Source organism: Streptomyces umbrinus (assembly GCF_030817415.1).
Classification (GTDB): domain Bacteria; phylum Actinomycetota; class Actinomycetes; order Streptomycetales; family Streptomycetaceae; genus Streptomyces; species Streptomyces umbrinus_A.
This window is the reverse complement of the sequence record NZ_JAUSZI010000002.1, coordinates 5014030-5038651: the sequence shown is the minus strand read 5'-3', so window position 1 is coordinate 5038651 and position 24622 is coordinate 5014030. Positions and strand designations below refer to the sequence as shown.

Below are 24622 nucleotides of genomic sequence, written 5' to 3'. Positions count from 1 at the left end.
CGCCGGGGCGCTTCCCACCGTGCCAGTGCCCCAAATGCGGGCCCCTCACTTGAGTTGGACCAGCGACACCGACGGCGGCACCTCGTCGCCGTCGAGGGTTGCCGTGAACTGCAGCCGGTGGTCGGTCCGGCGCTGTACCCCGCTGCCTGCCGTGATCGTGAAGTCCACGGTCATACGGCCCTGGGGCGGGACCTCGACCCGGGTCGGACCCTCCGCCCGTGTCGACCAACCCCCGGCGGGACTCGCCTTCACGGTCACCGTCCGTGAGGTGGAGGTGAAGTTGTAGACGTCCAGGGACATCCGGGTGCGGCGGGAGAGGCGGTAGCCCAGTGGGGGTTGGGCGTCGCCGTTGTCCTTGTTGGGGGCGGAGTTCCGGGCCGCGTAGCGCTGGCTGAGGACGATGTGTTCGGCGGGGGAGAGGGAGGCTCGGCGGCGCGGGGCCGGGTGGGCCTCCGGGCGGCCAACGGTCGCGGTGACCACGTACACGGGGTCTCGGGAGACGGTCACTTCGGCGGAGGCCGTCGCCATCTGCCTGCCCATGATGTCGTGCACGGTCGCCCCCGGCACCGGGATCCGTACCGGCTTCGACGACCAGAGCACCCGGACCGACTCGCCCCGCCCGGAGTCGAATTCGAAGCCGACGGCCCCTGTCGGCACCCCGCTCACCGGACCGACGAAGTGCGCCTCGCCCAGCAACGACGTCAGCGCCGCGCACGCGCTGTACGCGGGCAGCGGCTGGAACTCCCGACTCAGCAGCCCGAAGTACACGCCGTCGTCGTGGAGCGGTGGCCCCGCGAACCAGAACTGCCGGGTGTTCCCAGCAGCCAGCCCCTCCACCATCGAGCGGACCAAGTAGCGTGCCTGGACGGCTTGTTGGGCGGGTGTGAGATCGACGCCCGGCCGTACCGCGAAGAACGCGCCGCACTCCGTCATCCACCGCGGTACGTCACCCGAATCGAGCCGCTCTGCTAGTTCGCGCTGCTCGTCCGCCGCCCCGGGGACGGCCGGTTCGTCCTGCTCGGCCGGGTCCGGGTAGCCGTGGAACGCCCACACGTCCGCGTACCGCACGACGTCGTTCGCCAGCAGCAGGTCCTGGAAGTGGCCCGCCTGCGCGATGCCCGGCAGGACGACGAGAGGCCGGTCGGGGGCGTCCGCGATGCCCAGTGCAGCCGCCTTCACGAAGGCCGCGTGGGCGTCGCCGGTGCTGCTGGTGACGTCCACGTCGGGCTCGTTCGAGAGCTGGATGGCGGCGGGACGGCCGGCGGCCAGCCGGCGGGCGTAGCGGTACGCGTGCCGCAGGTCCGCGGGGAGAGGGAGCGAGGCGGCCGTCATGGCCCACTCGGGAGCGGGTGACACGACCTCCAGGGGTGAGAGGCCGTGGTGGCGCATCGTCCGCGTGACCCGGTCGTGGTGTTCCGTGTCGTACGCGCTCGGGCTCGGCTCGGCCGCGGGCCATGCTTGGCCGTCCCTTATCCAGCCCGCGCCCATGTCCCGCATCGCGGCGGCGAAGGCGTCCAGGCGGGAGGGGGGTACGAGGGAGGTGGCCCAGACGTTGACGCCGAAGCGGTTGGCGGGGCCGGTGACGGCGGGACGCGGGGGAAGACAGGCGAAGTGGCCCGTCGTCCCGTCGGCCTCGACCCGGTAGTTGCCTGGGGGGAGTTCAGGCAGGGCGACGATCACGGTCGTCTCTCCGGTCGCGACTGTCGCGTACCCCTCGGAGGCCCGTTTTCCGAAGTAGTCGGTGACGCTGTAGCGCACGCGGTGTGGTTGGGCGGCGCTTCCGTCGAGTCGTAGGCGCAGGTGCGCGGGCTCTCCGTGCCGGTACGTGCCCCGTTCCCCCACGGACACCTCCCGGAGCCTCGTCCCCTCCCGCCGCCTCAGTGTGAAGCGGTCCAGCGAGAGTGCGTACGCCGTCCCGGCCTCCCGGACCGTCGGCTCGGTCACCCGGAACGTCAACGTGTTGTCGCCGCCCCGGAGTTCGAGCTCGCCGAGGTCGAGGACGGAGAGGTCGCCCCAGGCGGGTTTCGACTCGTACCAGTACGGCTGGGAGCGGGCGGTTTCCGTGAACGGGCCGTTGTTCAGGGAGAGCTGGAGGTACGAGGCCGTCGTCTCGGTGTGCGGTACCTCGACCGGGGCGGTGGCGACGGCGGTCAGCGCGTACACGCCGGGTTGCGGGGCGCGTACGACGTATGTCGCGTACCAGCCTGCCCGCGGGGGCTTCTTGGCGGTGGCCAGGGCCAGGTATCTGCCTCCGGACGCGCGGCGGTCCCGTACGACCGGGATATTCGTCCGTGTCGCCGCCTCGCTCTGGACCGTGAGCACCGGGGCGGCACTCGAAGTGCCTTGTGCCCGTGCCGGATTCAGACCCATCGCTGACACCGCGGTCGTCAGGAGGCCCGCCTTCATCGCCGTACGCCTGTTGAAGCCCATCGCTCAAGGACACACGGGCGGGGCTGTGGTCCGCCTCCTGCGGGAGGCGGACCGTACCCGGACAAAGGCCTGAGGGGCAGGCCCCAGGGGATGCCGGCTAACGCTTCTTGTACCTCGCGGTGACCTCGACCTCGACGAGCCAGCCCGGGACGGGCAGCGAGGCGACCTCCAGTGACACCCGGGCCGGGCGGGCGTCGTTGGCGAGCAGCGGAGCCTTGGCGGGCGAGGTGCCCATGGGTACCGGCACGACCTCGTGCGACTTCAGGTCGATGTTGGCGAAGTACTGCCGGTACGCGCGGTTCCAGCCCGCGTAGTCGGCGATCTCCGTGCCCGGCGGATTGGAAAGATAGGCCTTCATCGTGATGACGTCGGCCGGAGTCAGGCCCGCGGCCTCCAGGTTGGTCTTGATGTTGCGCAGAACGACGAGGGCCTGGGCCTCGGTGATCGTGACACCCGTGGCCCCCTCGGTGAGAGCGGGGTCGGTGAAGCGCTCGGGCGTGCCCTCCGGCGCGCTGGGGTTGAGCGCGGTCGGTCCGAGGCCGCTGCTCTGGTAGACGGCCACTTCTCCGCCCAGCGCCACGCCGTTCGCGATGGACGGGTTGGTCTGCCCCTCGGGCAGCATCACGCGTACCGTCTTCGGGCCGGGCGACCACCAGCCCCGGGCGTCGGCCAGCGTGACGGAGCCGGTCAGGAACGCGCCCGTCAGGGCCGTGGCGGTAAGGATCTGTGTACGCCGCTTCATGTGCTTCATGTGCCTCATGCGGCCATCACCCTCTCGTGGATGTCGGTCACGACCTTGCGGGCCGAGGTGAACGCACCGTGCTGCCAGGCGATGACATGGCTGAGCCAGTCGCCGGCGAAGTAGACATGTCCCGCGGACTTGTTGAGCAGCTTGTACTCGGGGCCGGTCTGTGAGGGCCAGCCCACCCAGCCGGCCTCGATGTGGGGTGTGCGGTGCCAGGCCACGCTGAAGGAGCGGTCGAGTTCGGTGCGGTACTTCTCGCCGTGGATCTTGACGCCACGGCTCACCGCCCGCTGCACGCGCTCGGCGTGCGGCAGGTCGCTGTAGGCGACGGCGTTGGCGCCGAAGTTGTAGTAGCCGATGAGCGTGCCGCGGCGGCCCTGGTAGCCGTACGAGGGGTACCAGATGGTGGCCAGGTCCGTGTCGGTCGGCGTGATGCCGCCGTAGATGTGCTCGTCCGTCTCCCACCAGCGGCTGCGGTACTCGAGCCCCACCTTGCCGACGGGGGTGGCGACGGGGTACTTCAGCGCGGCTGTGATGTCCGCGCCCAGGTTGTGCTTGATGCGGGTCATGACCATGGGCGGGACCGCGGCCACGACGAAGTCGGCGCGGCTGCTGCGGGTCCGGCCCGTCGCGTCCTTGTAGACGACCTCGGCACCGTCGGGGAGGTCCTTGACCTCCATCGCCTTGGCGCCGTAGATGATCCGGTCCTCGCCGATCGCCTTCGCCAGCGCGTACGGGATCGCGTCCATCCCGCCGATCGGCTGGAACATCAGCATGGCCTGGTCGTAGCCGAACTCGAAGGAGAAGCGCTGCCCGACGCCACTCCCGATGACGTCTGACAACGATGGCACCGGGCCGAGTACCGTGCCCTCCTCGAAGGCCGCACCCGGCTCGACCGAGTAGCCGCGCCGGTCGGAGCCCGTGTAGGCGAAGCCGTCGGCTTTGCCCTTGATGGCACCGAAGTTCTGCAGGAACGCGATCAGCCGCTCCTTGTCGGCGGCGGTGAGATCCTTGTCCAGGGCGCCCTGGTCGGTGGCCTTGGCGAGCAGCTCGGAGACGTATCCGTAGGCGTCGGCCTTCGCGGTGCGCCAGCGGACCGGCTTGCCCGCGAGGGCGGCGCTGTTCTCGTGGTAGATGTACGCGTTGGCGTTCTGGTTGGTGAACACCTCCAGCGGAACGCCGAGTTCGCGGCAGTACTCGAGCGTGACGTGGGACTGCGGCAGCCGGGCCGGGCCCGCGTTCATGTACTGGCCCTTGGAGAAGGATGCCGTCTGGGTGCGCCCGTCCAGGTCGGTCAGCGTGGTGCCGCCGCGGACCGTCCAGTTGCGACCGCCGGGGCGGTCCTTCGCCTCCAGGATCCGGCAGTCGTAGCCCGCCTTGCCCAGCTCGTACGCCGTTGCCAGGCCGGCTATGCCGCCGCCGAGTATCAGGACCTTCCTGCCGTTCTTGCCGCTCTGTCCGGTGAGCGTGAAGTCGCTCTTCCGGGGCGGCCGGTACTCCTCCGCCCGCGCGTCCGGGACCGGTGCCAGTCCCAGCGCGCCCATCGCCGAGTAGAGCATTCCGGCGCCACCCGCGACTCCGACGGATCTCAGGAAGTTGCGGCGGGATGCCTCTTGGGTCATCAATGTCTCCTCACCCGCGGCCCACTGCCCGCGACATGCGTGGGCCGGGCGCATCGTCCGAACCAACCCGGCCACATGGGGGGTGAGTTGCTGGTGAGCCGGAAGAGCTCTACGAGCGTCCTTCAGGACTGTTACAGGGCCATGCCAATGACGTCTCCATGGCATGAGCATGGAGGGAGACCGAGCCCGTTGGCCGGACCTCTCGGTCGTCTCGGTCGTCTCGGCTCTCTCGGTTCCGTGGTCCCGGTCCGGATTCAGTCCCCGGGGTTCTTGAGTACTGGGAAGCGCCTCGGCGCCACCAGCAGCAGGACCAGGAAGGCGAGTCCGGCCGCGCAGGCCGCGCCGAAATAGACGGAGTGGACGGCCTCCGCGACCGCTCGGCGCACGTGTTCGCCGGAGGCGCCCGAGTCGAGCGCCTTGGTCACGGAGTCCAGGTCGCCCGCGCCGCCGAGCCGGGCGGCCAGTACCCCGTTGGCGACCGCGCCGAAGAGGGCGGCGCCGATCGTCTGGCCGGTCTGGCGGCAGAAGAGTACGGAGGCTGTCGCCGTACCGCGTTCGTTCCACTCGACGGTCGACTGGACGCCGACGAGCAGCGGGAGTTGGAAGAGTCCGAGCGCGCCGCCCAGCAGGAGCATCAGGAGCGTGGGCTGCCAGGCCTCGCCGGGGTACGGGAGGAAGGGGAAGGCGAAGAGGATCAGCGTGGCCGTGCCGATGCCGAGCATCGCCGTGTTGCGGAAGCCGATGCGACGGTAGACGTGCTGGCTGAGAGCCGCCGAGACCGGCCAGCTCAACGTCCATACGGAGAGCACGAATCCGGCGGTGATCGGGGCGAGGCCGAGCACCGACTGCGCGTACGTCGGAAGGAAGACCGTCGGGGCGACCATCAGGAGGCCCAGCGCGCCGAGTGCCAGGTTCACGGCGGCGATGGTGCGGCGGCGCCAGACCCAGCCGGGGATGATCGGTTCGGCGGCCCGGCGTTCGATGAGGACCAGAGCGGCGATCAGGGCAAGTCCCGTACCGAACAAGGCCATTGAGGGCGGCGAGAGCCACGGCCAGGCCACTCCTCCCTGGACCAGGGCCGTCAGGAGTACGCCGCCGCAGGCGAAGACCGTGAGCGCGCCGGCCCAGTCGATGCGGGGGCGCTCGGTGGTCTTCCGTTCGCGCTGGGGCTCGTGGAGGTGGCGGATCAGCAGCCAGAGCGCGACCGCGCCGAGCGGCAGGTTGATGAGGAAGATCCAGCGCCAGTCGGCGTAGGCGGCGAGCACCCCGCCGAGCGCCGGGCCCGCGACCGCCGAGGTGGCCCAGACCGTGGACAGCCTGGCCTGGATCCTGGGGCGCTGTTCGAGCGGGTAGAGGTCGGCGGCGAGGGTCTGGACCGTGCCCTGGAGGGCGCCGCCGCCGAGGCCCTGGACGATCCGGAACGCGATCAGCGCGGCCATGTTCCAGGCCAGCGCGCAGAGCAGGGAGCCGAGGAGGAAGAGGACCGAGCCGGCGATCAGCACCGGCTTGCGGCCGAAGGTGTCGGAGAGCTTGCCGTAGACGGGCAGGGTGACCGTCACGGCCAGCAGATAGCCGGAGAACAGCCACGAGAAGACGGAGAAGCCGCCCAGGTCGCCGACGATCTGCGGGACGGCCGTCGACACGATCGTGGAGTCGAGCGCGGCCAGACCCATGCAGAGCATGAGGGAGGCGACGACGGCTCGGCGGGGGCGGGCCCCGGCCCGCGCGGCGGCGGGCTCGTCCTCCTTGGCGGCGGTTGTCCCGGTGTCTTCCCCCTGGCCCACTGGATTCCTTCCCCCTGCATCTATCTGCCGGAAGGCCACTCTCCCACTTGGCCCTCCCGTCGCCCAGCCACCGCCCCTCAACGACGCGCGGCGCGCGGCACCTGCTGATTGTGGCGGGAGGGTGGACGCTGATCCGGCTCAGGGGTGGAGGCGTCCCTGAGAGGGGGTCCACCGGCAGGTGGAGATCCCCTAGGGGGCTCTCCGTACTACGGCCCGGGGAGGGTTCGTACTGCCGGAGGAGGAGACGGGCCGAACCGCTCCTTAACCTGGCTTTATGCCGCTGGGGGGCGGTGTACCGCACCTGCCGGGGTGGGGTTTACCCCAGCAGAAGACTGCGCTGGGCACCAGCGCGGTGGACCACCCGCCGCCACCAGACTTGTCGCAGTACCGCACGGCGTGAACGAACACCGCACGGCCCGACCGAACCACATACACGACAACCGCAGATCCCGTCGTCCTCAAGGGCGTCCGACTTAGGAGACATACCGTGACATCGGCTGTAACCATTCCCAGGCACGGCAGCACTGGAGGACGTACGGCCGTCGCGGCACGGGCGCGGCAGGTCGTGAAGGCGTACGGGTCCGGTGAGACCCGCGTCGTCGCCCTCGACCAGGTCGACGTGGACATCGCGCGGGGCCAGTTCACCGCGATCATGGGCCCCTCGGGCTCCGGCAAGTCCACGCTGATGCACTGCCTCGCCGGACTCGACACCGTCTCCTCCGGGCAGATCTACCTGGACGAGACCGAGATCACCGGCCTCAAGGACAAGAAGCTCACGCAGCTTCGCCGGGACCGTATCGGCTTCATCTTCCAGGCGTTCAACCTGCTGCCGACGCTGAGCGCGCTGGAGAACATCACGCTGCCGATGGACATCGCCGGCCGCAAGCCGGACAAGGGCTGGCTGGCCCAGGTCGTGGAGACCGTCGGGCTCAAGGACCGGCTCAAGCACCGGCCCAACCAGCTTTCCGGCGGTCAGCAGCAGCGCGTCGCCGTGGCCCGGGCGCTGGCCGCCCGGCCCGAGATCATCTTCGGTGACGAGCCGACCGGAAACCTCGACTCCCGCGCCGGCGCCGAGGTGCTGGGCTTCCTGCGCCGCTCGGTCGACGAGCTCGGCCAGACCATCGTGATGGTCACGCACGACCCGGTGGCGGCCTCGTACGCGGACCGTGTGCTGTATCTCGCCGACGGCCGGATCGTCGACGAGATGTACCGGCCCACCGCGGACGCCGTCCTGGACCGTATGAAGGACTTCGACGCCCGGGGGCGCACGTCATGACCGTCTTCAAGACCTCGATGCGCAACTTCTTCGCGCACAAGGGACGGATGGCCCTGTCGGCCGTCGCGGTCCTCCTGTCGGTGGCCTTCGTCTGCGGCACGCTCGTCTTCACCGACACGATGAACACGACCTTCGACAAGCTCTTCGCGACCACCGCGTCCGACGTCACGGTCTCCCCCAAGGCGGCCAAGGCCGACGACACCCCGCAGAACGGCAGGCCCGAGTCGCTGCCCGCGTCGACGGTCACCCAGGCGCAGAAGGCGCAGGGCGTCAAGTCGGCCGAGGGCGCGGTCAGTTCGATGAACGTGACCGTCGTCAACAGCAAGAACAAGAACATGGGGTCCAGCACCGGCGCCCCGACGATCGCGGGCAACTGGACGAAGAACGACCTGCGTTCGATGGAGATCACCTCAGGACACGCCCCGCGCGGGCCCACCGAGGTCATGGTCGACGCCGACACCGCGGACAAGCACAACCTCAAGATGGGTGACGAGCTGCGCACCATCGCCGTCACCGGTGACTTCAAGGCGAAGATCGTCGGCATAGCCACCTTCAAGGTGACCAACCCCGGTGCCGCCGTCGTCTACTTCGACACCGCCACCGCCCAGCGCGAACTGCTCGGCGCCACCGGCCGGTTCACGCAGATCTACGTCTCGGCGGCGCAGGGCGTCACCGACACGCAGCTGAAGCAGAACGTCTCCACGACGCTCGCCGGTGCCGAGAAGGCCACCGGGGCGTACAAGATCCAGACGCAGAAGGAGTTCTCGGACGAGAACCGCGAGGGCGTCGGCGAGTTCATGAACGTCATCAAGTACGCCATGCTCGGCTTCGCCGGAATCGCCTTCCTGGTCGGCATCTTCCTGATCATCAACACCTTCTCGATGCTGGTCGCCCAGCGCACCCGTGAGATCGGCCTGATGCGGGCGATCGGTTCGTCCCGCAAGCAGGTCAACCGTTCCGTGCTGGTCGAGGCGCTGCTGCTCGGTGTCATCGGCTCGATCCTGGGTGTCGCCGCGGGTGTCGGTATCGCGATCGGCCTGATGAAGCTCATGTCGATGGCGGGCATGAACCTCTCCACCGCCGACCTGACGGTGAAGACCACGACCCCGGTCATCGGCCTGGTCCTCGGCGTCGTCGTCACGGTGCTCGCCGCCTATCTGCCCGCCCGCCGCGCGGGCAAGGTCTCCCCGATGGCCGCGCTGCGCGACGCCGGTACGCCGGCGGACGGCAAGGCCGGCTGGATCCGGGGGATCATCGGCCTCCTCCTCACGGGAGCCGGCGGCGCCGCGCTCTTCACGGCGGCCGGCGCGGACAAGGCGAGCGACGGCTCGATGATGCTCGGCGCCGGTGTGGTGCTCTCGCTGATCGGGTTCGTCATCATCGGCCCGCTGCTCGCCGGCGTCGTGGTCCGGGCCATCAGCGCGGTGCTGCTGCGCGGCTTCGGACCCGTGGGACGGCTGGCGGAGCGGAACGCGCTGCGCAACCCGCGCCGCACCGGCGCCACCGGCGCGGCCCTGATGATCGGCCTCGCGCTGGTCGCCTGCCTCTCCGTGGTCGGCTCCTCGATGGTGGCCTCCGCGACGGAGGAGCTCGACAAGTCGGTGGGCACGGACTTCATCGTCCAGGGCAACCAGCGGATCGTGCCGCAGGCCCAGAAGGCCATCGAGTCGACGCCGGGCCTGGCGCACGTCACCAGCTACAAGGAGGTCGAGGCCAAGCTGACCTCGCCCGACGGCAAGACCGAGGACAGCAGCGTGACGGCCGCGGACCCGACGTACGCGAGCGACCTGCGCCGCGAGACGACCGCCGGTGAGCTGTCGGCGGCCTACGGCAAGGACGCGATGGCGCTCGGCTCCGAATACGCCAAGAAGCACGGCGTGAAGGTCGGCGACACGATGACCGTCGCCTTCAAGGGCGGCCGGACGGCCGAGCTGAAGGTCGCGGCGATCACGAACGACGACGTGGCCATCGATAAGGGCGCGCGGTACATGAGCATCGCCACGATGGAGAAGTACGTCCCGGCCGACAAGATCCCGCCGAACGACATCATGTTCGCCACGGCCAAGGAGGGCCAGGAGAAGACGGCGTACACGGCGCTGAAGAAGGCCCTGGACCCGTACCCGCAGTACCAGGTCCGTGACCAGACCGACTACAAGCAGGAGCTCAAGGACCAGATCGGCCAGCTGCTGAACATGGTCTACGGCCTGCTGGCCCTCGCGATCATCGTGGCGGTCCTGGGTGTCGTGAACACCCTGGCGCTGTCGGTGGTGGAGCGGACCCGCGAGATCGGCCTGATGCGTGCCATCGGGCTCTCCCGCCGCCAGCTCCGCCGCATGATCCGTCTGGAGTCGGTCGTCATCGCCCTCTTCGGAGCGCTGCTCGGCCTCGGCCTGGGCATGGGCTGGGGCGCCACCGCCCAGAAGCTCCTCGCCCTGGAGGGTCTGAAGGTCCTCGAGATCCCGTGGCCCACGATCATCGGCGTCTTCATCGGCTCGGCCTTCGTGGGACTGTTCGCCGCTCTGGTGCCCGCGTTCCGGGCGGGTCGCATGAACGTACTGAACGCGATCGCGACGGAATAGCTCCGCAGGCTGAGCGGCCCACCACGGACGGGGGTCTTGGTGGGCGGGGGAGCCCGGTGCCGGGGAGTCCACGGACTTCCCGGCACCGGGCCTTTCCGGGGTCGTGCGCTGCTTGCGTGATGTGTCGGGTGCGGGTGGGTGGGGGCTGGTCGCGCCCCGCGGCGGAGCCGCAAATGTCACCGCCCCGCGCCCCTGTTTTTCAGCCTGTCCGGCGTTTGAGGACGAGGCCGTTCAGGCCGATGCGGGGGTCTGGGGGCGGCAGCCCCCAGGGATGGGACGGGTAGGGGCGGCGGGGGCGAAGAGGCTCCGGTATCCACAGGGGCGGGCGTGGGGGAGCCCGGCGTCGTACCCTGGACACCCCCGGCCCGTCAGACGTGTCGGGCGGTTCGCGTTGCCCACCACGTCACCCACACCCGTGTCACCCACACCCTCGGATCCTCGGATGGAAACCTCTTCATGAGCCTGCACGGTCTGCTCGACGCCGTCGTCAAGGACGCCGCACTCACCGAAGCGGTGAAGGCCGCCGGCGACGGCAACCGTATGCACGTCGACCTGGTGGGCCCGCCCGCGGCCCGCCCGTTCGCCGTGGCGGCGCTGGCCCGAGAGGCGGGCCGTACGGTGCTGGCCGTGACGGCCACGGGCCGGGAGGCCGAGGACCTGGCGGCGGCACTGCGCACGCTGCTGCCGGCCGACGGGATCGTCGAGTACCCGTCCTGGGAGACGCTGCCGCACGAGCGGCTCTCCCCGCGAAGCGACACCGTCGGGCGCAGGCTCGCGGTCCTGCGCAGGCTCGCGCACCCGCGCCCCGACGACCCGGAGACCGGCCCGGTCTCCGTCGTGGTCGCACCCGTTCGGTCGGTCCTCCAGCCGCAGGTCAAGGGCCTGGGCGACCTGGAGCCGGTGGCCCTGCGGACCGGCCAGAGTGCCGACCTCGGTGACGTCGTGGCGGCCCTGGCGGCAGCGGCGTACGCACGGGTCGAGCTGGTCGAGAAGCGCGGCGAGTTCGCCGTACGCGGCGGGATCCTGGACGTCTTCCCGCCCACCGAGGAGCACCCGCTGCGCGTGGAGTTCTGGGGCGACGACGTCGAGGAGATCCGCTACTTCAAGGTCGCCGACCAGCGGTCCCTGGAGGTCGCCGCGCACGGACTGTGGGCGCCGCCCTGCCGCGAGCTGCTGCTCACGGACGACGTACGGGAGAGGGCCGCCCGGCTGGCCGAGGCCCACCCCGAGCTGGGCGAACTGCTCGGCAAGATCGCCGAGGGCATCGCGGTCGAGGGCATGGAATCGCTCGCGCCCGTCCTCGTCGACGACATGGAACTGCTCATCGACGTCCTGCCGAAGGGGTCCATGGCCGTCGTCTGCGACCCGGAGCGGGTGCGTACGCGCGCCTCGGACCTGGTGGCGACCTCGCAGGAGTTCCTCCAGGCGTCCTGGGCGGCGACCGCGGGCGGCGGGGAGGCCCCGATCGACGTCGACGCGGCGTCCCTGTGGGCCATCGCGGACGTACGGGACCGGGCCCGCGAGCTGGACATGATGTGGTGGTCGGTGTCGCCGTTCGCGGCCGACGAGGAGCTGACGGAGACATTTGCCGCTGACGCGGCGGGGGACACGCTGAAGCTCGGGATGCACGCGCCCGAGACGTACCGCGGCGACACCGCGAAGGCCCTCGCCGACACCAAGGGCTGGCTCGCGGACGGCTGGCGCACGGTGTTCGTCACCGAGGCCCACGGCCCGGCGGCCCGTACGGCAGAGGTGCTCGGCGGCGAGGGCATCGCGGCCCGCCTGGAGTCGGACCTCGCCGGGCTCGTCCCCTCCATCGTCCAGGTGGCCTGCGGTTCCATCGACTACGGATTCGTCGACCCGGCGCTGAAGCTCGCCGTGCTCACGGAGACCGACATCTCCGGCCAGAAGGCCGCCGGCAAGGACGGCGCCCGGATGCCGGCCCGCCGCCGCAAGACGATCGACCCGCTCACTCTCGAAACCGGCGACTACATCGTCCACGAGCAGCACGGCGTCGGCCGCTACATCGAGATGGTCCAGCGGACGGTCCAGGGCGCGACCCGTGAGTACCTCGTCGTGGAGTACGCGCCCGCCAAGCGCTGCCAGCCCGGCGACCGCCTCTACATCCCCACCGACCAGCTGGAACAGATCACCAAGTACGTGGGCGGCGAGGCCCCGACCCTCCACCGCCTCGGCGGCGCCGACTGGACGAAGACCAAGGCGCGCGCGAAGAAGGCGGTCAAGGAGATCGCCGCGGACCTCATCAAGCTGTACTCCGCCCGGATGGCGGCCCCCGGGCACGCCTTCGGCGGCGACACTCCGTGGCAGCGCGAGCTGGAGGACGCGTTCCCGTACGTCGAGACGCCCGACCAGCTCACCACCATCGCCGAGGTCAAGGAGGACATGGAGAAGACGGTCCCGATGGACCGCCTGGTCTGTGGCGACGTGGGCTACGGCAAGACGGAGATCGCGGTCCGCGCGGCCTTCAAGGCGGTCCAGGACGGCAAGCAGGTCGCCGTCCTCGTGCCCACCACCCTGCTGGTGCAGCAGCACTTCGGCACGTTCGGCGAGCGCTACTCGCAGTTCCCGGTGAACGTACGGGCGTTGAGCCGCTTCCAGACGGACACCGAGGCGAAGGCGACGCTGGAGGGACTGCGCGAGGGCTCGGTCGACGTCGTCATCGGCACGCACCGGCTCTTCTCGGCGGAGACCAAGTTCAAGGACCTGGGGCTCGTCATCGTCGACGAGGAGCAGCGGTTCGGCGTGGAGCACAAGGAGCAGCTGAAGAAGCTGCGCGCGAACGTGGACGTACTGACGATGTCCGCGACCCCCATCCCGCGCACCCTGGAGATGGCGGTGACGGGCATCAGGGAGATGTCGACGATCACGACACCCCCGGAGGAGCGCCACCCGGTCCTGACCTTCGTCGGCCCGTACGAGGAGAAGCAGATCGGCGCGGCCGTCCGTCGCGAACTGCTCCGCGAGGGCCAGGTCTTCTACATCCACAACCGGGTCGAGTCCATCGACCGGGCGGCGGCGCGACTGCGCGAGATCATCCCGGAGGCGCGCATCGCGACCGCCCACGGCCAGATGTCCGAGCAGTCCCTGGAGCAGGTCGTCGTCGACTTCTGGGAGAAGAAGTTCGACGTCCTCGTCTCCACGACGATCGTCGAATCGGGCATCGACATCTCGAACGCGAACACGCTGATCGTGGAGCGCGGCGACAACTTCGGCCTCTCGCAACTGCACCAGCTGCGCGGCCGGGTGGGCCGTGGGCGCGAGCGGGGGTACGCGTACTTCCTCTACCCGCCGGAGAAGCCCCTCACGGAGACGGCCCACGAGCGCCTCGCGACCATCGCCCAGCACACGGAGATGGGCGCGGGCATGTACGTGGCGATGAAGGACCTGGAGATCCGCGGAGCCGGAAACCTGCTGGGCGGCGAGCAGTCGGGTCACATCGCGGGCGTCGGTTTCGACCTGTACGTACGCATGGTCGGCGAGGCCGTCGCGGACTACCGCGCCTCTCTGGAGGGCGGCGTCGTGGAGGAGCCGGCGCTGGAGGTCAAGATCGAGCTCCCGGTCGACGCGCACGTCCCGCACGACTACGCCCCGGGCGAGCGGCTGCGCCTGCAGGCGTACCGGTCGATCGCCTCCGTGAACTCCGAGGAGGACGTCAAGGCGGTGCGCGAGGAACTCGTCGACCGCTACGGCAAGTTGCCCGAGCCGGTGGAGAACCTGCTGCTGGTGGCCGGTCTGCGGATGCTCGCTCGCGCGTGCGGTGTCGGCGAGATCGTCCTCCAGGGCAACAACATCCGCTTCGCACCGGCGGAGTTGAGGGAGTCGCAGGAGCTGCGCCTCAAGCGGCTCTATCCCGGGACCGTGATCAAGCCTGCCGCACACCAGCTGCTGGTGCCCCGCCCGAAGACGGCGAAGGTGGGCGGCAAGCCGCTGGTCGGGCGGGAGTTGCTGGGGTGGACCGGGGAGTTCCTGGCTTCGATTCTGGGGTCGTGACTGGATCCGTTGGTGGATTGACGGGGACGGCTGCTCGCATGGCCCGGAAGGTGATGCCGGCCCGCGTGGTCTGGAAGGTGATGACTGCTCGCGTGGGCCCGGAAGGTGATGCCGGCCCGCGTGGGCCCGGAAGGTGATGCCGGCCCGCGTGGTCTGGAAGGTGACGGCTGCTCATGTGGCCCGGAAGAGCATTCCGCTGAGTGTGCGGAAGACGTCTTCCGGGTCCTGGTCGCCCACCGGTCCGTCCAGGTTGTGGCTGAGCAGCAGCGTGGCGAAGCCGTGGGCCAGGGACCAGGCGGCCACACCGGCGAGGCGGGCGTCGGTGCCGCGGCCCTCGGACGGGACGGCCGAGACGGCGTCGCGCAGGCGCTCGCCCGCGAGCGTACGGGCCGTCGTCAGCTCCAGATCGTTCCCGCGCAGCAGCTCCGGCGTGAACATCACCTGGAAGTGGGCCGGGTGCTCGCGGGCGAAGCGGACGTAGCGCACGCCCGCGTCCTTCAGATCCGCGGCCTCCGTGAGCGTGGCGGCCAGCAGCCCGTAGCCCTCCGCCGCGATCGCCGTCAGCAGACCCGTGCGGTCCTTGAAGTGGTGGGCCGGCGCCGCGTGCGAGACACCCGCGCGGCGGGCCAGGTCCCGCAGGCTCAGCGCGGAGGGGCCCTCGGCGGAGATGACGTCGAGCGCGGCCACCACGATCGCGCGGCGCAGGTCCCCGTGGTGGTACGCGCGGCGTCCGCCGGACTTGGTGACTGAGGGTTCGGACGGCTCGGACGGTTCCGATAGTCCGGACGGCTCGGACGGCTCGGACGGCTCGGACGGCTCGGACGGTCCGGAGGGCCTCGCGGAGGGCCCGGTGGACGGCGTGCGGGTGCTCTTCGTCATGGTCAGCAGCGTACGCCCAATCTAGGCATTGACAAGTTTGGTGTGGTCGGGCAATCTAGGCAGTGTCAAGTTGCCGGACGGTCGGGAACGGGCGAAGGGGGTACGTCATGGCTGTGAACGCGGGCGAGGCGGTGCTGGGCGGCGGTGGGGTCGAGCTCGGCAGGGTGCGGCAGATGTGGCATCTGATCGAGCCTCTGCATGCCGTGCTCTACTACGCGCCGGAGGTCTTCGAGGAGGCGGCCGCGCTCGGCTTCGACGTCGGGGACCGCTGGCCGAGCTACTTCCCGTTGCGCGCCGCCCCGTTGGGCGCCGTCGGGAGCGGGCGCGTCGCCTCCGCCTTCTACGGCTTCAGCCCTCGCATGGTCGCCGAGCACATGGATCAGGCGTGGCGGACCGCTGATCCTCGGAAGGTGCTGGAGGCGAGGGAGCGGGGCATCGACCGGGCGTACCGAGCGATATTCGGCGACCGCGTCGACAGTCCCGAGCTTGCGGAAGCCGCCGCGCTCGCCCGCCGCGCGGCCGAGTCGGTCAACACCGCCGGTCGCCCCTTGGCCGCCGCCAACGCCGAGTTGCCCTGGCCGGAGGCCCCGCATCAGGAGTTGTGGCACGCGGCGACGATCCTGCGTGAGCACCGCGGTGACGGACACCTGGCCGCGCTGCTCGTCGCCGGTCTCGACCCCGTCGAGTCGCTCGTGTCGTTCGCGGCGATAGGCGCCGCGTCCGTGGAGCGGTTCGAGAGCCGGGGTTGGAGTGCGAGGGAGTGGTCTGCGGCGCGCGAACGGCTCGTCGCGCGGGGGCTGTTGGCCGCCGACGGCACCGCGACGGACACCGGCCGTGCCCTCCGGCAGGAGGTGGAGCGGCACACCGACGAGCTGGCCGCCGCACCCTGGCGGACGCTGGGTCCGGACGACACCGGTCGACTCGCCGATCTGCTGGGGGAGTTCTGGGTCGCGGTCCTCGGGTCGGGGCTGCTCCCGTCGGAGACGACGTTGGGGATCGGGAAGGTGTGAGGGGACGGGAAGGTGTGCGGGCGTCGGTGGTGGGGGTTGGCGCTCCGGCCGAGTGCGGGGGACGCCCAACTACCGGTCACCACCGGTGTCACGCCAGTCGTGCACCACTTGCCCGTTGAAGTCCGACGAAGTCCGTTCCCTGCCTGTTATTGCGCCACCCTTTCCGCCAGTACGGTGAGGCCCAGGGAAACCGCCCGCTCAGGGCGGACTGGGGCAAGCAAGGGGAGGGAGCGCCGTGACGCTCTGGACCAGGGTCGCCGGAGCCGCGGTACTGCTGCTCGCCGCGACCGGCTGCACCGTGGAGGCACCGGGTTCCGCCGGCCCCGAGGACTCGGCGGCGGGCGCGGGCACGGACGCCGGTGGAGCCGCCCTCACCGCCGTCGACGGACTGACCGTCAAGGGGCGGGCACCCATGACGGGATACGACCGGGACAAGTTCGGCAGCCCCTGGGCCGACACCGACTCGAACGGCTGCGACACCCGCGACGACGTACTCAAACGGGACCTGAAGGAGGTGAAGTTCAGCGACGGCGACTGCCAGGTGAGCTCCGGGACACTCGACCCCGACCCGTACACCGACAAGGACGTCACCTTCGTGCGAGGGGGCCGCAGTGAGGTCGACATAGACCATCTCGTCGCGCTGTCGGACGCCTGGCAGAAGGGCGCCCAGAAGTGGGACGCGAGCAAGCGGATAGCGCTCGCCAACGACCCGCTGAACCTCCTCGCCGTCGACGCCGGCCGCAACCGCAGCAAGGGCGACGGGGACACCGCGACCTGGCTCCCGCCCCACAAGGCGTACCGCTGCACGTATGTGGCCCGGCAGGTGGCCGTGAAGAAGAAGTACGAGCTGTGGGTCACCGCCGCCGAAAGGGACGCCATGAAGCGGGTGCTGTCCGGCTGCCCGGGGCAGAAACTCCCCTCCGGGGGGACATCGACACAGGCGCCGAAGCGGTTCCACGCGGGCTGAGGGTACTGAACGGGCTGAGGGTGCTGAACGGGCTGAGCGAAGTGGGCGGGCCGAGTGGGGTGGCGCGCGTGGTCGGGCCGGATCCGCGGAGATAAATCCGTTCCGCACCGTCCGGGTCGACGCCTACCGTGTCCCGCATGGAGCTGAAGGTATCGAGCCTCGCCGAGCGGCCCGAGATGTACGACCAGGTGACGGGGATGGCAGACACCTGGCCCGAGTTCCTGCGCAACGACCCTGTCGGCAACGCGCACTACGGCCGCATCGCCACCGAGCTGCCGGAGTACGTGCTGTTCGCCGAGGACGAGCGCGGAGACGTGGTCGCGCACGCCTACAGCGTGCCGTTCGCCCTCGCGGACCAGGACCGCGGCGAGTTGCCGGCGCGGGGCTGGGACGAGGTGCTGGTGTGGGCGTTCTCCGACCGGCGCCACGACGTCACACCCGACACGGTGAGCGCGATCTCCATCGTCGTCGCCCCGCACGCCCAGGGCACCGGCCTGTCGGGCCGCATGCTCTCCGCGATGCGTGACAACGCCCGGGCTCAGGGCTTCGACGAGGTCGTCGCCCCGGTGCGCCCGAGCGCGAAGCATCTGGAACCGCGTACGGAGATGGCGGAGTACGCCTTCCGGACGCGCGGCGACGGGCTGCCGCACGACCCGTGGCTGCGGGTCCACGTCAGGGCGGGCGCGCGTATCGAGGCGGTGGCGCCGGCGTCGATGACCGTGGCGGCGTCGCTCGACGAGTGGCGGGCGTGGACGGGGCTGCCCTTCGACGAGGAGGGCCGGATCGAGGTGCCCGGCGCGCTGGTGCCGGTGCACTGCGAGCCGCGACGCGGGTACGCGGTGTACGTCGAGCCCAACGTGTGGGTGCGGCACGTGCTTTGAGGCGCGGCAGGGGCCTTGCGGGGCCGACGAGACGCGTGCCTGCGCGCGGATGGGCATGCCTTTGGGGCGCACCCCTGAAGGCGCGCCCCATCGGCTTCCCTCCGCCCCGTCGGCCCGGGCGGTGTTCCGTCAGCCGCCCATCTCGTCCAGGTCCATGACCTTGCCCGCGGGCTTCTCGGCCGGGACCGGGGTGTCGAAGTCGCCGAAGGTGACCGTGCCCGGGTCCTCGGCGGACTTGCTGACGACCTTCAGCAGGTAGGGCTTGCCCTCGGTGGCGACGTAGAGCGTGTAGGTGTCCTTGCCGTCCTTCTCGTGCAGGACGATCGCCGGGGTGCCGTCGACCGTGGTCGTCCCGCCGCGGGTGGCGTCGGAGTTGACGTCCTGGAAGTCCGCGAGCACGGTGTCTAGGTCACAGAAGCTCGCGATGTCCTTGGCGTCCGAACCGGTCGCGGACATCTTGGTCCACTTCCCGGCCAGCATGGCCACCACCCCGTCGGTCTCCTCCCTGGACGCGCCGTCGCTCTGGGCGCGCAGGAACTTCTCGTCGTACTTCATGTAGAGGGTGTCGCCGGTCTTGACGAGGTTGGCCTTGCCCTGGCCGTTCGCGCTCATCGTGCCCGCGCACTCGCCCTTTCTGTCGAGGGCCATGTCCAGGCCGACGCGGCTGCCGTCGTCGTCCTTGATGTCGCCCTTCATGCGCAGCGACGAGGCGTTCGAGGTGGCCTTCACGGCCTGGTCGGCGATCTCGCCGCCGGTCTGCCCGGCGAACGGGCCCTTCGGCTTGCTGTCCGCCGTGTCCTCCCCGGGCAGACAGCCGGTGAGCGAGACGGCGGTCGCGGCGGCGAGGCAGAGAGCGGCAAGTGCGGTGCGACGCATGACAGTTCCTTGAAGTGTCGAGGTGAAGAGAAGAAAAGAGAAGAAAAGAGAGAGGAGGAGAAGAGGAGAGGGCGCGAAAGCGCGAAGAGCGGTGGAGAGAAGGCGCCTGGTGTCAGCCGGTCTTCTTCCAGTCCTTGCAGCCCGTGGTCTTGAAGTACGCGTCGCCGGCGGCGACGGTCACGACGGCCGTGCCGGACACGTTGTTGTTCGCGACGATCGACTCCATGGAGTGCGAGGCGTCCTTGGTGCGCTCCCAGTAGCAGAGGTCGTCGGTGTTGCCGGTGGACCTGTAGGTGCCGGGAGCGATGTCGACGCCGACTCTGTGCATCCCGCCGTTGCCCTTGACCGACGCGGCCGGTGTGCCGGTCGCCTTCGCGTCGACGGCCTCCCAGTCCTTGCAGCCGCTCGACTTGAAGAGCTTGTCGCCCGCCGGGATCGTCACGTAGCTGGTGCCGCTGACGTTGTCGTTGGCGAGGATCGAGCCCATCTCGCCCGAGGCATTCTTGGCGCGCTCCCAGTAGCAGAGGCTGTCCGTGTTGCCTGTGGTCCGGTAGGTGCCGGGTTTGACGTCGGTGCCGACCTCGAAGTCGCCGTCGCCCTGGAACGCCGCCTTCTTCTCGGCCTTGTCCGCCTTGGCGTCCTTCTTGGTGTCCGCGTCCGCCTTGGTGTCGGACCTCGTGCCGGACTCGGGCTCCGCGGAGGCCGCGGAGTCCTTGCCGTTGCCGCCGGAACCGCTGTCCCCGTCGTCGCCCGCGTTCGCCGACACCGCGCCGATGACGACGACACTCACGACAACCCCCAGCGCGATCTTGCCCTTGGCGCCCATGACGGTCCCCTCCCCAGAGGTGACGGCCGCCGCTTTCGGCAGCCGTTCATCCGATGGGTCAATCACAGCAGAGCCTGTGAACCGAGTCAACGCGATCCACGTAGAAGTGTGAGTACACGGCCGTGAATGGGTCGTTGTCGCGTGCGTCGGTATGCTCGACGCCACACACCAGGACGAGGGGAGCCGGGCGGCGTGCAGGAGAACGGGACAGAGGTCACCGCGGCGGGAATCGCCAGGCTCGCCGGAGTCGGCAGGGCCGCCGTCAGCAACTGGCGGCGCCGCCACGCCGACTTCCCCAAACCCGTCGGCGGCACCGAGACCAGCCCCTCCTTCGCGCTCACCGAGGTCGAGACCTGGCTGCGCACCCAGGGCAAGCTCGCCGAGGTGCCCCTGCGGGAGCGCGTATGGCAGCAGCTCGCCGGTCATCCGGAGGGCCCGGTCACCGCCCTCGTCCACGTCGGCTGCGCGCTCCTGCTCGTCAACGACCGCCCGACGGTCTGGCTGGAGCTGAGCGCCGGCTCCGACGCGCGCCTCGCCGAACTGCTGCCCTCGCCTCTCGACCAGGTCCTCACCCCGCGCTTCGGCCTGGTCCGCAAACGGGCCGTGGACACGCCGACCGCCGCCCAACTGCTCCCGTCCGCCCCCCTGTTGCGCGGCGCCGCCGACCTCGCGGCCGAGCTGGGCACCCGAAAGGCGTACGAGTTCCTGCTCCGAAGGCATCTCGACGCCAATCCGCGCCAGTACACGCTCACACCGACCGGCCTCGCCGCACTGATGGCCGACCTCGCGGGCCCCGCCCGGACCGTCCTCGACCCGGCGTGCGGCACCGGCGCCCTGCTGCGCGCGGTGGCCGCCGCGCAGGGCGCGTTGGGCATCGAGGACCAGTACCTGTACGGCCAGGACAGCGCCCCCGAACTGGCCGCCCTCACCGCACTGCGCCTCGCCCTCCACGCCGAGGCCACCGTGACGACCGTGCGCACCGCCACCGCCGACAGCCTCCGCGACGACGCGTACGGCACCCTCAGTGCCGACGCGGTCCTCTGCCATCCGCCGTTCAACGAGCGCAACTGGGGCCACGACGAGCTCGCCTACGACCCCCGCTGGGAGTACGGCTTCCCGGCCCGCACCGAGTCCGAACTGGCCTGGGTCCAGCACGCGTTGGCCCGCCTCAGGGAAGGCGGCATCGCCGTCCTCCTGATGCCCCCGGCCGCCGCCTCCCGCCGCTCCGGCCGCCGTATCCGCGCCGACCTGCTGCGCCGCGGCGCCCTCCGCGCGGTGATCGCCCTGCCGCCGGGCGCGGCACCCCCGTACAACCTCCCGCTGCACCTGTGGGTGCTGCGCAGGCCCGCACTCACGGCGCACCCCGCACAGCCCGAGGTGCTGCTCGCCGACACCGGCGCGTTCACGGCCGACAGCCGCGGCGGCCTCGACTGGCAGTCCGTGCGTGCGGCGGTCCTCGACGCCTGGCGCCCCTTCGACCGCACCGGCACCGCGCCCGAACAGCCGGGACTCAGCCGTTCGCTGCCGGTCATCGAACTCCTCGACGACGACGTGGACCTGGCCCCGGCCCGCCATCTGCCGCCCCCCGCGGCGGGCGGCGGAGCCGAGCAACTCGCCGACGTACGCGAGCGCCTCGGTGAGACCCTCCGCCGCACCGGCGACCTCACCCCGCCCGCCGCCGACCCGCGCCCCCCGACCCGCTGGCCGCTCACCGCGATCGGCGAACTCGCGCGCGGGGGCGCACTCCAGCTTCGTACGGGCGGAAACGGCGGCCACGCGCGCGTGCCCGTCCTCACCGACCACGACGTCCTCGCCGGAACAGCGCCCTCCGGAACGCTGCCCGAGAGCGACGAGGAACCCGTCCTCACCGAGCCCGGAGACGTCGTCGTTCCCGTACTCGGCGGCGGCGCCATCGCGCGCGTGGTCGACGAGGCGACGGCGGGCGCCGCCCTCGGCCGCAACCTCGCGCTGCTGCGGCCCGACCCGGCCGCCATCGACCCGTGGTTCCTCGCCGGCTTCCTGCGCGGCACCGCCAACAACCGGCAGGCCAGCAGCTACGCGTCCACCGCGACCCGCCTCGACGTCCGCCGCCTCCAGGTGCCCCGGCTGCCACTGGACCAGCAGCGCACGTACGGCGAACGGTTCCGGGCGCTCGCCGAGTTCGAGGAGGCACTACGGCTGGCCGGCCGCCTCGGCGAGCAACTGGTCCGCGGCATGTACGACGGCCTGACGGACGGCACTGTCGAGCCCGGCTGAGACGGTTGGGGCGGTCGGAGTGATCAGCACGACAACGGTTCGGTACAACCCGGGAACAGTTGTCCTTGTCGGCCTATACGCTCGGACTTCCAACTCGTAGGTTCGTCCTCCGTCCGTCGTCCGTCCGACCTTCGTCCGTCCTCATCAGGCCTCCAGGAGCAACCATGCAAGGCCACGGCCAGGCGCAGCCGGTGAAGCCGCCACCCTCGACCGGGTTGCTGGTCTTCCTGCGCGTGTTCTTCGTGGTGATCTCGGTGTGCAGCTTCGGCCTGCTCGGCTGGACGATGATGCTGCGCCTGGCACTCGTGACCCGGAAGTCGCTCGACTGGGGCCTGTTCGTGGCCACCCTCGCGGCCGAGGTCCTCGGACTCGTCCTGCTCGGCACCGAGCCCGGCGACGAGGTCCACACCGTCGGCGGCTGGCTGGGTCTCACCCTGCTCTTCGGCTCGCTCGTGGTCGTGATCGCGTACTACCTCTCGGCGGACATCAAGCACTTCCACCAGCTCAGCTACGCGACAGCGGGATACGCGCAGCACCAGCAGCCCCCGTCGCCCGTGTACGGCTACCCGCAGCAGCAGTCGCCGTACAACGCCGCGACGGGCCCGCACACCCCGGTGCCCCCGATGGCGCCGATACCGCAGCCCGCAACGCCCCAGCCCGGCACGCCGACCCCGACCCCGCCGCCCCAGCCGCAGCGCCCCGCGCCGGCCAGGATCGACCAGGTGCGCGCCGAGCTCGACGAGCTGAGTGACTATCTCCGCAAGCACGAGGACGGCAGGTGACCGTGGCGCCGGGACGTGTGATCACCGGCCGCTACGAACTGTCCACGCTCATCGGTCAGGGCGGCATGGGCCAGGTGTGGACGGCGTACGACCAGCGCCTCGACCGGCGCGTCGCCGTCAAGCTGCTGCGCCCCGACAAGGTCGCGGGCGCCGAGGCCGACGAACTGCGCCGCCGCTTCGTGCGAGAGTGCCGCGTCACCGCCCAGGTCGACCACCCCGGCCTGGTCACCGTCCACGACGCGGGCAGCGAGGGCGAGGAGCTGTTCCTCGTCATGCAGTACGTCGACGGCGCCGACCTCTCCGACCACCTCGCCGAACACGACCCGTACCCCTGGCAGTGGGCCGTCTCGGTCGCCGCGCAGCTCTGTGCCGTGCTGTCCGCGGTGCACGCCGTGCCGATCGTCCACCGCGACCTCAAGCCGCGGAACGTGATGGTCAAGCAGGACGGCACGGTCACCGTCCTCGACCTCGGCGTCGCGTCGGTCATGGACACGGACACCACCCGCCTCACGCACACCGGTTCACCCATCGGCTCGCCCGCCTACATGGCACCCGAGCAGGCGATGGGCGGCGCCGTCGGCCCGTACACGGATCTTTACGCGCTCGGGGTGCTGATGCACGAACTCCTCAGCGGAGACGTGCCGTTCTCGGGCTCCACCGCCCTCGGCGTGCTCCACCGTCACCTCTACGAACCTCCCCTCCCGGTCCGCCGTCTGCGCCCCGAGGTCCCGGAAGCGCTCGAAGCCCTCGTGCTGCGGCTGCTGTCCAAGGACCCGCAGCACCGCCCCGACTCCGCACAGGAGACGTACGAGCAACTGCTGCCGCTGCTCCCCGCGCGCGGGGTCCCGTCCGGCGGCCCGCTCGACCCGACCCGCCCCTTCCTGCGCCCGCACGCCCCCTGGCCGGACCGCGCCAGGACCCCCGCGGCCCAGCCGCAGGCGACCCCGGCCGCCGAGAAGCCCGACGTCGCGGGAGCCGTCGACGAGGTCAAGCGCCTCCTCGGCGAGGGCCGCATCACGCAGGCCGTCGACATCCTCGGCGGCATCCTCCCGGCCGCCGCCGCCCAGCACGGCGAGCACTCACCCGTCGTCCGCACCCTGCGCAAGCAGTACGCGGCCACGCTGATGGACGACGGCCAGTACCGCCGCGCCCTGCCCGAACTGCGCCACCTCGCCGACGAACGCGCCGCCGAGGCGGGCCAGGCCGACCCGCAGTCCCTGCGCTTCCGCTACGAGGCCGCCCAGTGCCTGGAACAGCTCGGCGAACCGGCCGCCGCCCTCGCCGAGTACCGCGCGCTGCTCCCGTACTACGAGAACCAGTACGTCGCCCAGGACGCCGAGCTCTCCTTCGAAGTCCGCCGCCGCATCGGTCACCTGCTGCTCGCCCTCGGCGACCGCGCCGCCGCCCACGACACCCTGGCCCGCCTCCAGTACGACGTCGAACGGCTGCGGGGCCCCGGCCATCCGCTGGTCGCGGAGATCAGCCGCACCCTGCAATGGCTGGGCCAGGTCCGCGGCTGACCGCCTGCCCGCGACCACCGGCCGGGGCCGCTGTGCGGCGTGAGGGTGGAGACGGCCAGGGGACGGTGCCCGAAGTCCTGGCGAATCGTTGGGTCGAATGGGTGGCCGAGAGCCGGTCCCCTGCCTACCATCGATCACCGCAAGACTTTGTGCGCCCGCCCGTCGCCCGACCACCGCC

General features: G+C 70.8%; 16 protein-coding genes. 9 read left to right on the top strand and 7 right to left on the bottom strand.

The annotated features are described in order from the left end of the window. Positions 1-45: 45 nt before the first annotated feature. From QF035_RS21885 to QF035_RS21870, 4 genes are all read right to left on the bottom strand, one after another. On the bottom strand, positions 46-2430 hold the full coding sequence (locus QF035_RS21885) for a hypothetical protein (protein ID WP_307522144.1): 2385 nt from the start codon (positions 2428-2430) through the stop codon (positions 46-48). 97 nt (positions 2431-2527) lie between these two features. After that, positions 2528-3190 carry a Rid family hydrolase gene (locus QF035_RS21880; protein WP_307522142.1) on the bottom strand — a complete coding sequence of 221 codons (663 nt, stop codon included), beginning with the start codon at positions 3188-3190 and terminating at the stop codon, positions 2528-2530. Continuing rightward, complete coding sequence (locus QF035_RS21875) at positions 3187-4797, bottom strand: flavin monoamine oxidase family protein (RefSeq protein ID WP_307522141.1); 1611 nt, start codon at positions 4795-4797, stop codon at positions 3187-3189. Before QF035_RS21875 ends, QF035_RS21880 begins: the two co-directional genes overlap by 4 nt. Before the next feature lie 254 nt (positions 4798-5051). Beyond that, on the bottom strand, positions 5052-6581 hold the full coding sequence (locus QF035_RS21870) for an MFS transporter (RefSeq protein ID WP_307522140.1): 1530 nt from the start codon (positions 6579-6581) through the stop codon (positions 5052-5054). 487 nt (positions 6582-7068) lie between these two features. Between QF035_RS21870 and QF035_RS21865 the strand changes: the two genes are divergently transcribed. The 3 genes from QF035_RS21865 (at position 7069) to mfd (ending at position 14447) form a co-directional block, all read left to right on the top strand. Then, the gene (locus tag QF035_RS21865; RefSeq protein ID WP_055613522.1) at positions 7069-7857 is read left to right on the top strand and encodes an ABC transporter ATP-binding protein; all 789 of its coding nucleotides are present in this window, start codon (positions 7069-7071) and stop codon (positions 7855-7857) included. Continuing rightward, positions 7854-10436: an ABC transporter permease gene (locus QF035_RS21860; protein ID WP_307522137.1), complete on the top strand. Its 2583-nt coding sequence runs from the start codon at positions 7854-7856 to the stop codon at positions 10434-10436. The genes QF035_RS21865 and QF035_RS21860 overlap by 4 nt, the downstream gene beginning before the upstream one ends. 456 nt (positions 10437-10892) lie before the next feature. Then, the gene (gene mfd / locus QF035_RS21855; protein WP_307522136.1) at positions 10893-14447 is read left to right on the top strand and encodes a transcription-repair coupling factor; all 3555 of its coding nucleotides are present in this window, start codon (positions 10893-10895) and stop codon (positions 14445-14447) included. Between the two features lie 171 nt (positions 14448-14618). Here the strand turns inward: mfd and QF035_RS21850 are convergent, their stop codons facing one another. After that, the gene (locus QF035_RS21850; RefSeq protein WP_307522135.1) at positions 14619-15326 is read right to left on the bottom strand and encodes a TetR/AcrR family transcriptional regulator; all 708 of its coding nucleotides are present in this window, start codon (positions 15324-15326) and stop codon (positions 14619-14621) included. Between the two features lie 107 nt (positions 15327-15433). On the opposite strand from QF035_RS21850, the gene QF035_RS21845 reads away from it, so the two are divergent. The 3 genes from QF035_RS21845 (at position 15434) to QF035_RS21835 (ending at position 18184) form a co-directional block, all read left to right on the top strand. Further along, positions 15434-16336 (top strand): SCO6745 family protein, encoded by a 903-nt coding sequence (locus QF035_RS21845; protein WP_307522134.1) that lies wholly within the window; start codon positions 15434-15436, stop codon positions 16334-16336. Between the two features lie 235 nt (positions 16337-16571). Beyond that, positions 16572-17303, top strand: a complete 732-nt coding sequence (locus QF035_RS21840; protein WP_373466698.1) for an HNH endonuclease family protein — start codon at positions 16572-16574, stop codon at positions 17301-17303. 137 nt (positions 17304-17440) lie between these two features. Further along, complete coding sequence (locus tag QF035_RS21835) at positions 17441-18184, top strand: N-acetyltransferase (protein WP_307522132.1); 744 nt, start codon at positions 17441-17443, stop codon at positions 18182-18184. 129 nt (positions 18185-18313) lie between these two features. On the opposite strand, the gene QF035_RS21830 is transcribed toward QF035_RS21835, so the two are convergent. Both QF035_RS21830 and QF035_RS21825 read right to left on the bottom strand, forming a co-directional pair. After that, positions 18314-19060, bottom strand: a complete 747-nt coding sequence (locus QF035_RS21830; RefSeq protein ID WP_307522131.1) for a hypothetical protein — start codon at positions 19058-19060, stop codon at positions 18314-18316. 112 nt (positions 19061-19172) lie between these two features. Continuing rightward, entirely contained in the window at positions 19173-19886 is a 714-nt protein-coding gene (locus QF035_RS21825) for a hypothetical protein (protein WP_307531317.1), read from the bottom strand. 192 nt (positions 19887-20078) lie between these two features. Here QF035_RS21825 and QF035_RS21820 point away from each other — a divergent pair, with 192 nt between their 5' ends. From QF035_RS21820 to QF035_RS21810, 3 genes are all read left to right on the top strand, one after another. Next, positions 20079-22142 (top strand): N-6 DNA methylase, encoded by a 2064-nt coding sequence (locus QF035_RS21820; RefSeq protein WP_307522130.1) that lies wholly within the window; start codon positions 20079-20081, stop codon positions 22140-22142. A gap of 164 nt (positions 22143-22306) precedes the next feature. Continuing rightward, positions 22307-22924, top strand: coding sequence for a hypothetical protein (locus QF035_RS21815; protein ID WP_307522129.1), 618 nt, complete (start codon positions 22307-22309; stop codon positions 22922-22924). Between the two features lie 38 nt (positions 22925-22962). Beyond that, positions 22963-24444, top strand: coding sequence for a serine/threonine-protein kinase (locus QF035_RS21810; protein ID WP_307531315.1), 1482 nt, complete (start codon positions 22963-22965; stop codon positions 24442-24444). The last annotated feature ends 178 nt before the right edge of the window (positions 24445-24622 follow it).

Excerpts from the sequence above, each read along its gene's own strand:
- mfd (WP_307522136.1), top strand. The coding sequence starts at position 10,893 with ATGAGCCTGCACGGTCTGCTCGACGCCGTCGTCAAGGACGCCGCACTC.
- QF035_RS21835 (WP_307522132.1), top strand. The coding sequence starts at position 17,441 with ATGGAGCTGAAGGTATCGAGCCTCGCCGAGCGGCCCGAGATGTACGAC.
- QF035_RS21845 (WP_307522134.1), top strand. The coding sequence starts at position 15,434 with ATGGCTGTGAACGCGGGCGAGGCGGTGCTGGGCGGCGGTGGGGTCGAG.
- QF035_RS21830 (WP_307522131.1), bottom strand. The coding sequence starts at position 19,060 with ATGCGTCGCACCGCACTTGCCGCTCTCTGCCTCGCCGCCGCGACCGCC.
- QF035_RS21860 (WP_307522137.1), top strand. The coding sequence starts at position 7,854 with ATGACCGTCTTCAAGACCTCGATGCGCAACTTCTTCGCGCACAAGGGA.
- QF035_RS21875 (WP_307522141.1), bottom strand. The coding sequence starts at position 4,797 with ATGACCCAAGAGGCATCCCGCCGCAACTTCCTGAGATCCGTCGGAGTC.
- QF035_RS21825 (WP_307531317.1), bottom strand. The coding sequence starts at position 19,886 with ATGGGCGCCAAGGGCAAGATCGCGCTGGGGGTTGTCGTGAGTGTCGTC.
- QF035_RS21885 (WP_307522144.1), bottom strand. The coding sequence starts at position 2,430 with ATGGGCTTCAACAGGCGTACGGCGATGAAGGCGGGCCTCCTGACGACC.
- QF035_RS21815 (WP_307522129.1), top strand. The coding sequence starts at position 22,307 with ATGCAAGGCCACGGCCAGGCGCAGCCGGTGAAGCCGCCACCCTCGACC.
- QF035_RS21880 (WP_307522142.1), bottom strand. The coding sequence starts at position 3,190 with ATGAGGCACATGAAGCACATGAAGCGGCGTACACAGATCCTTACCGCC.
- QF035_RS21850 (WP_307522135.1), bottom strand. The coding sequence starts at position 15,326 with ATGACGAAGAGCACCCGCACGCCGTCCACCGGGCCCTCCGCGAGGCCC.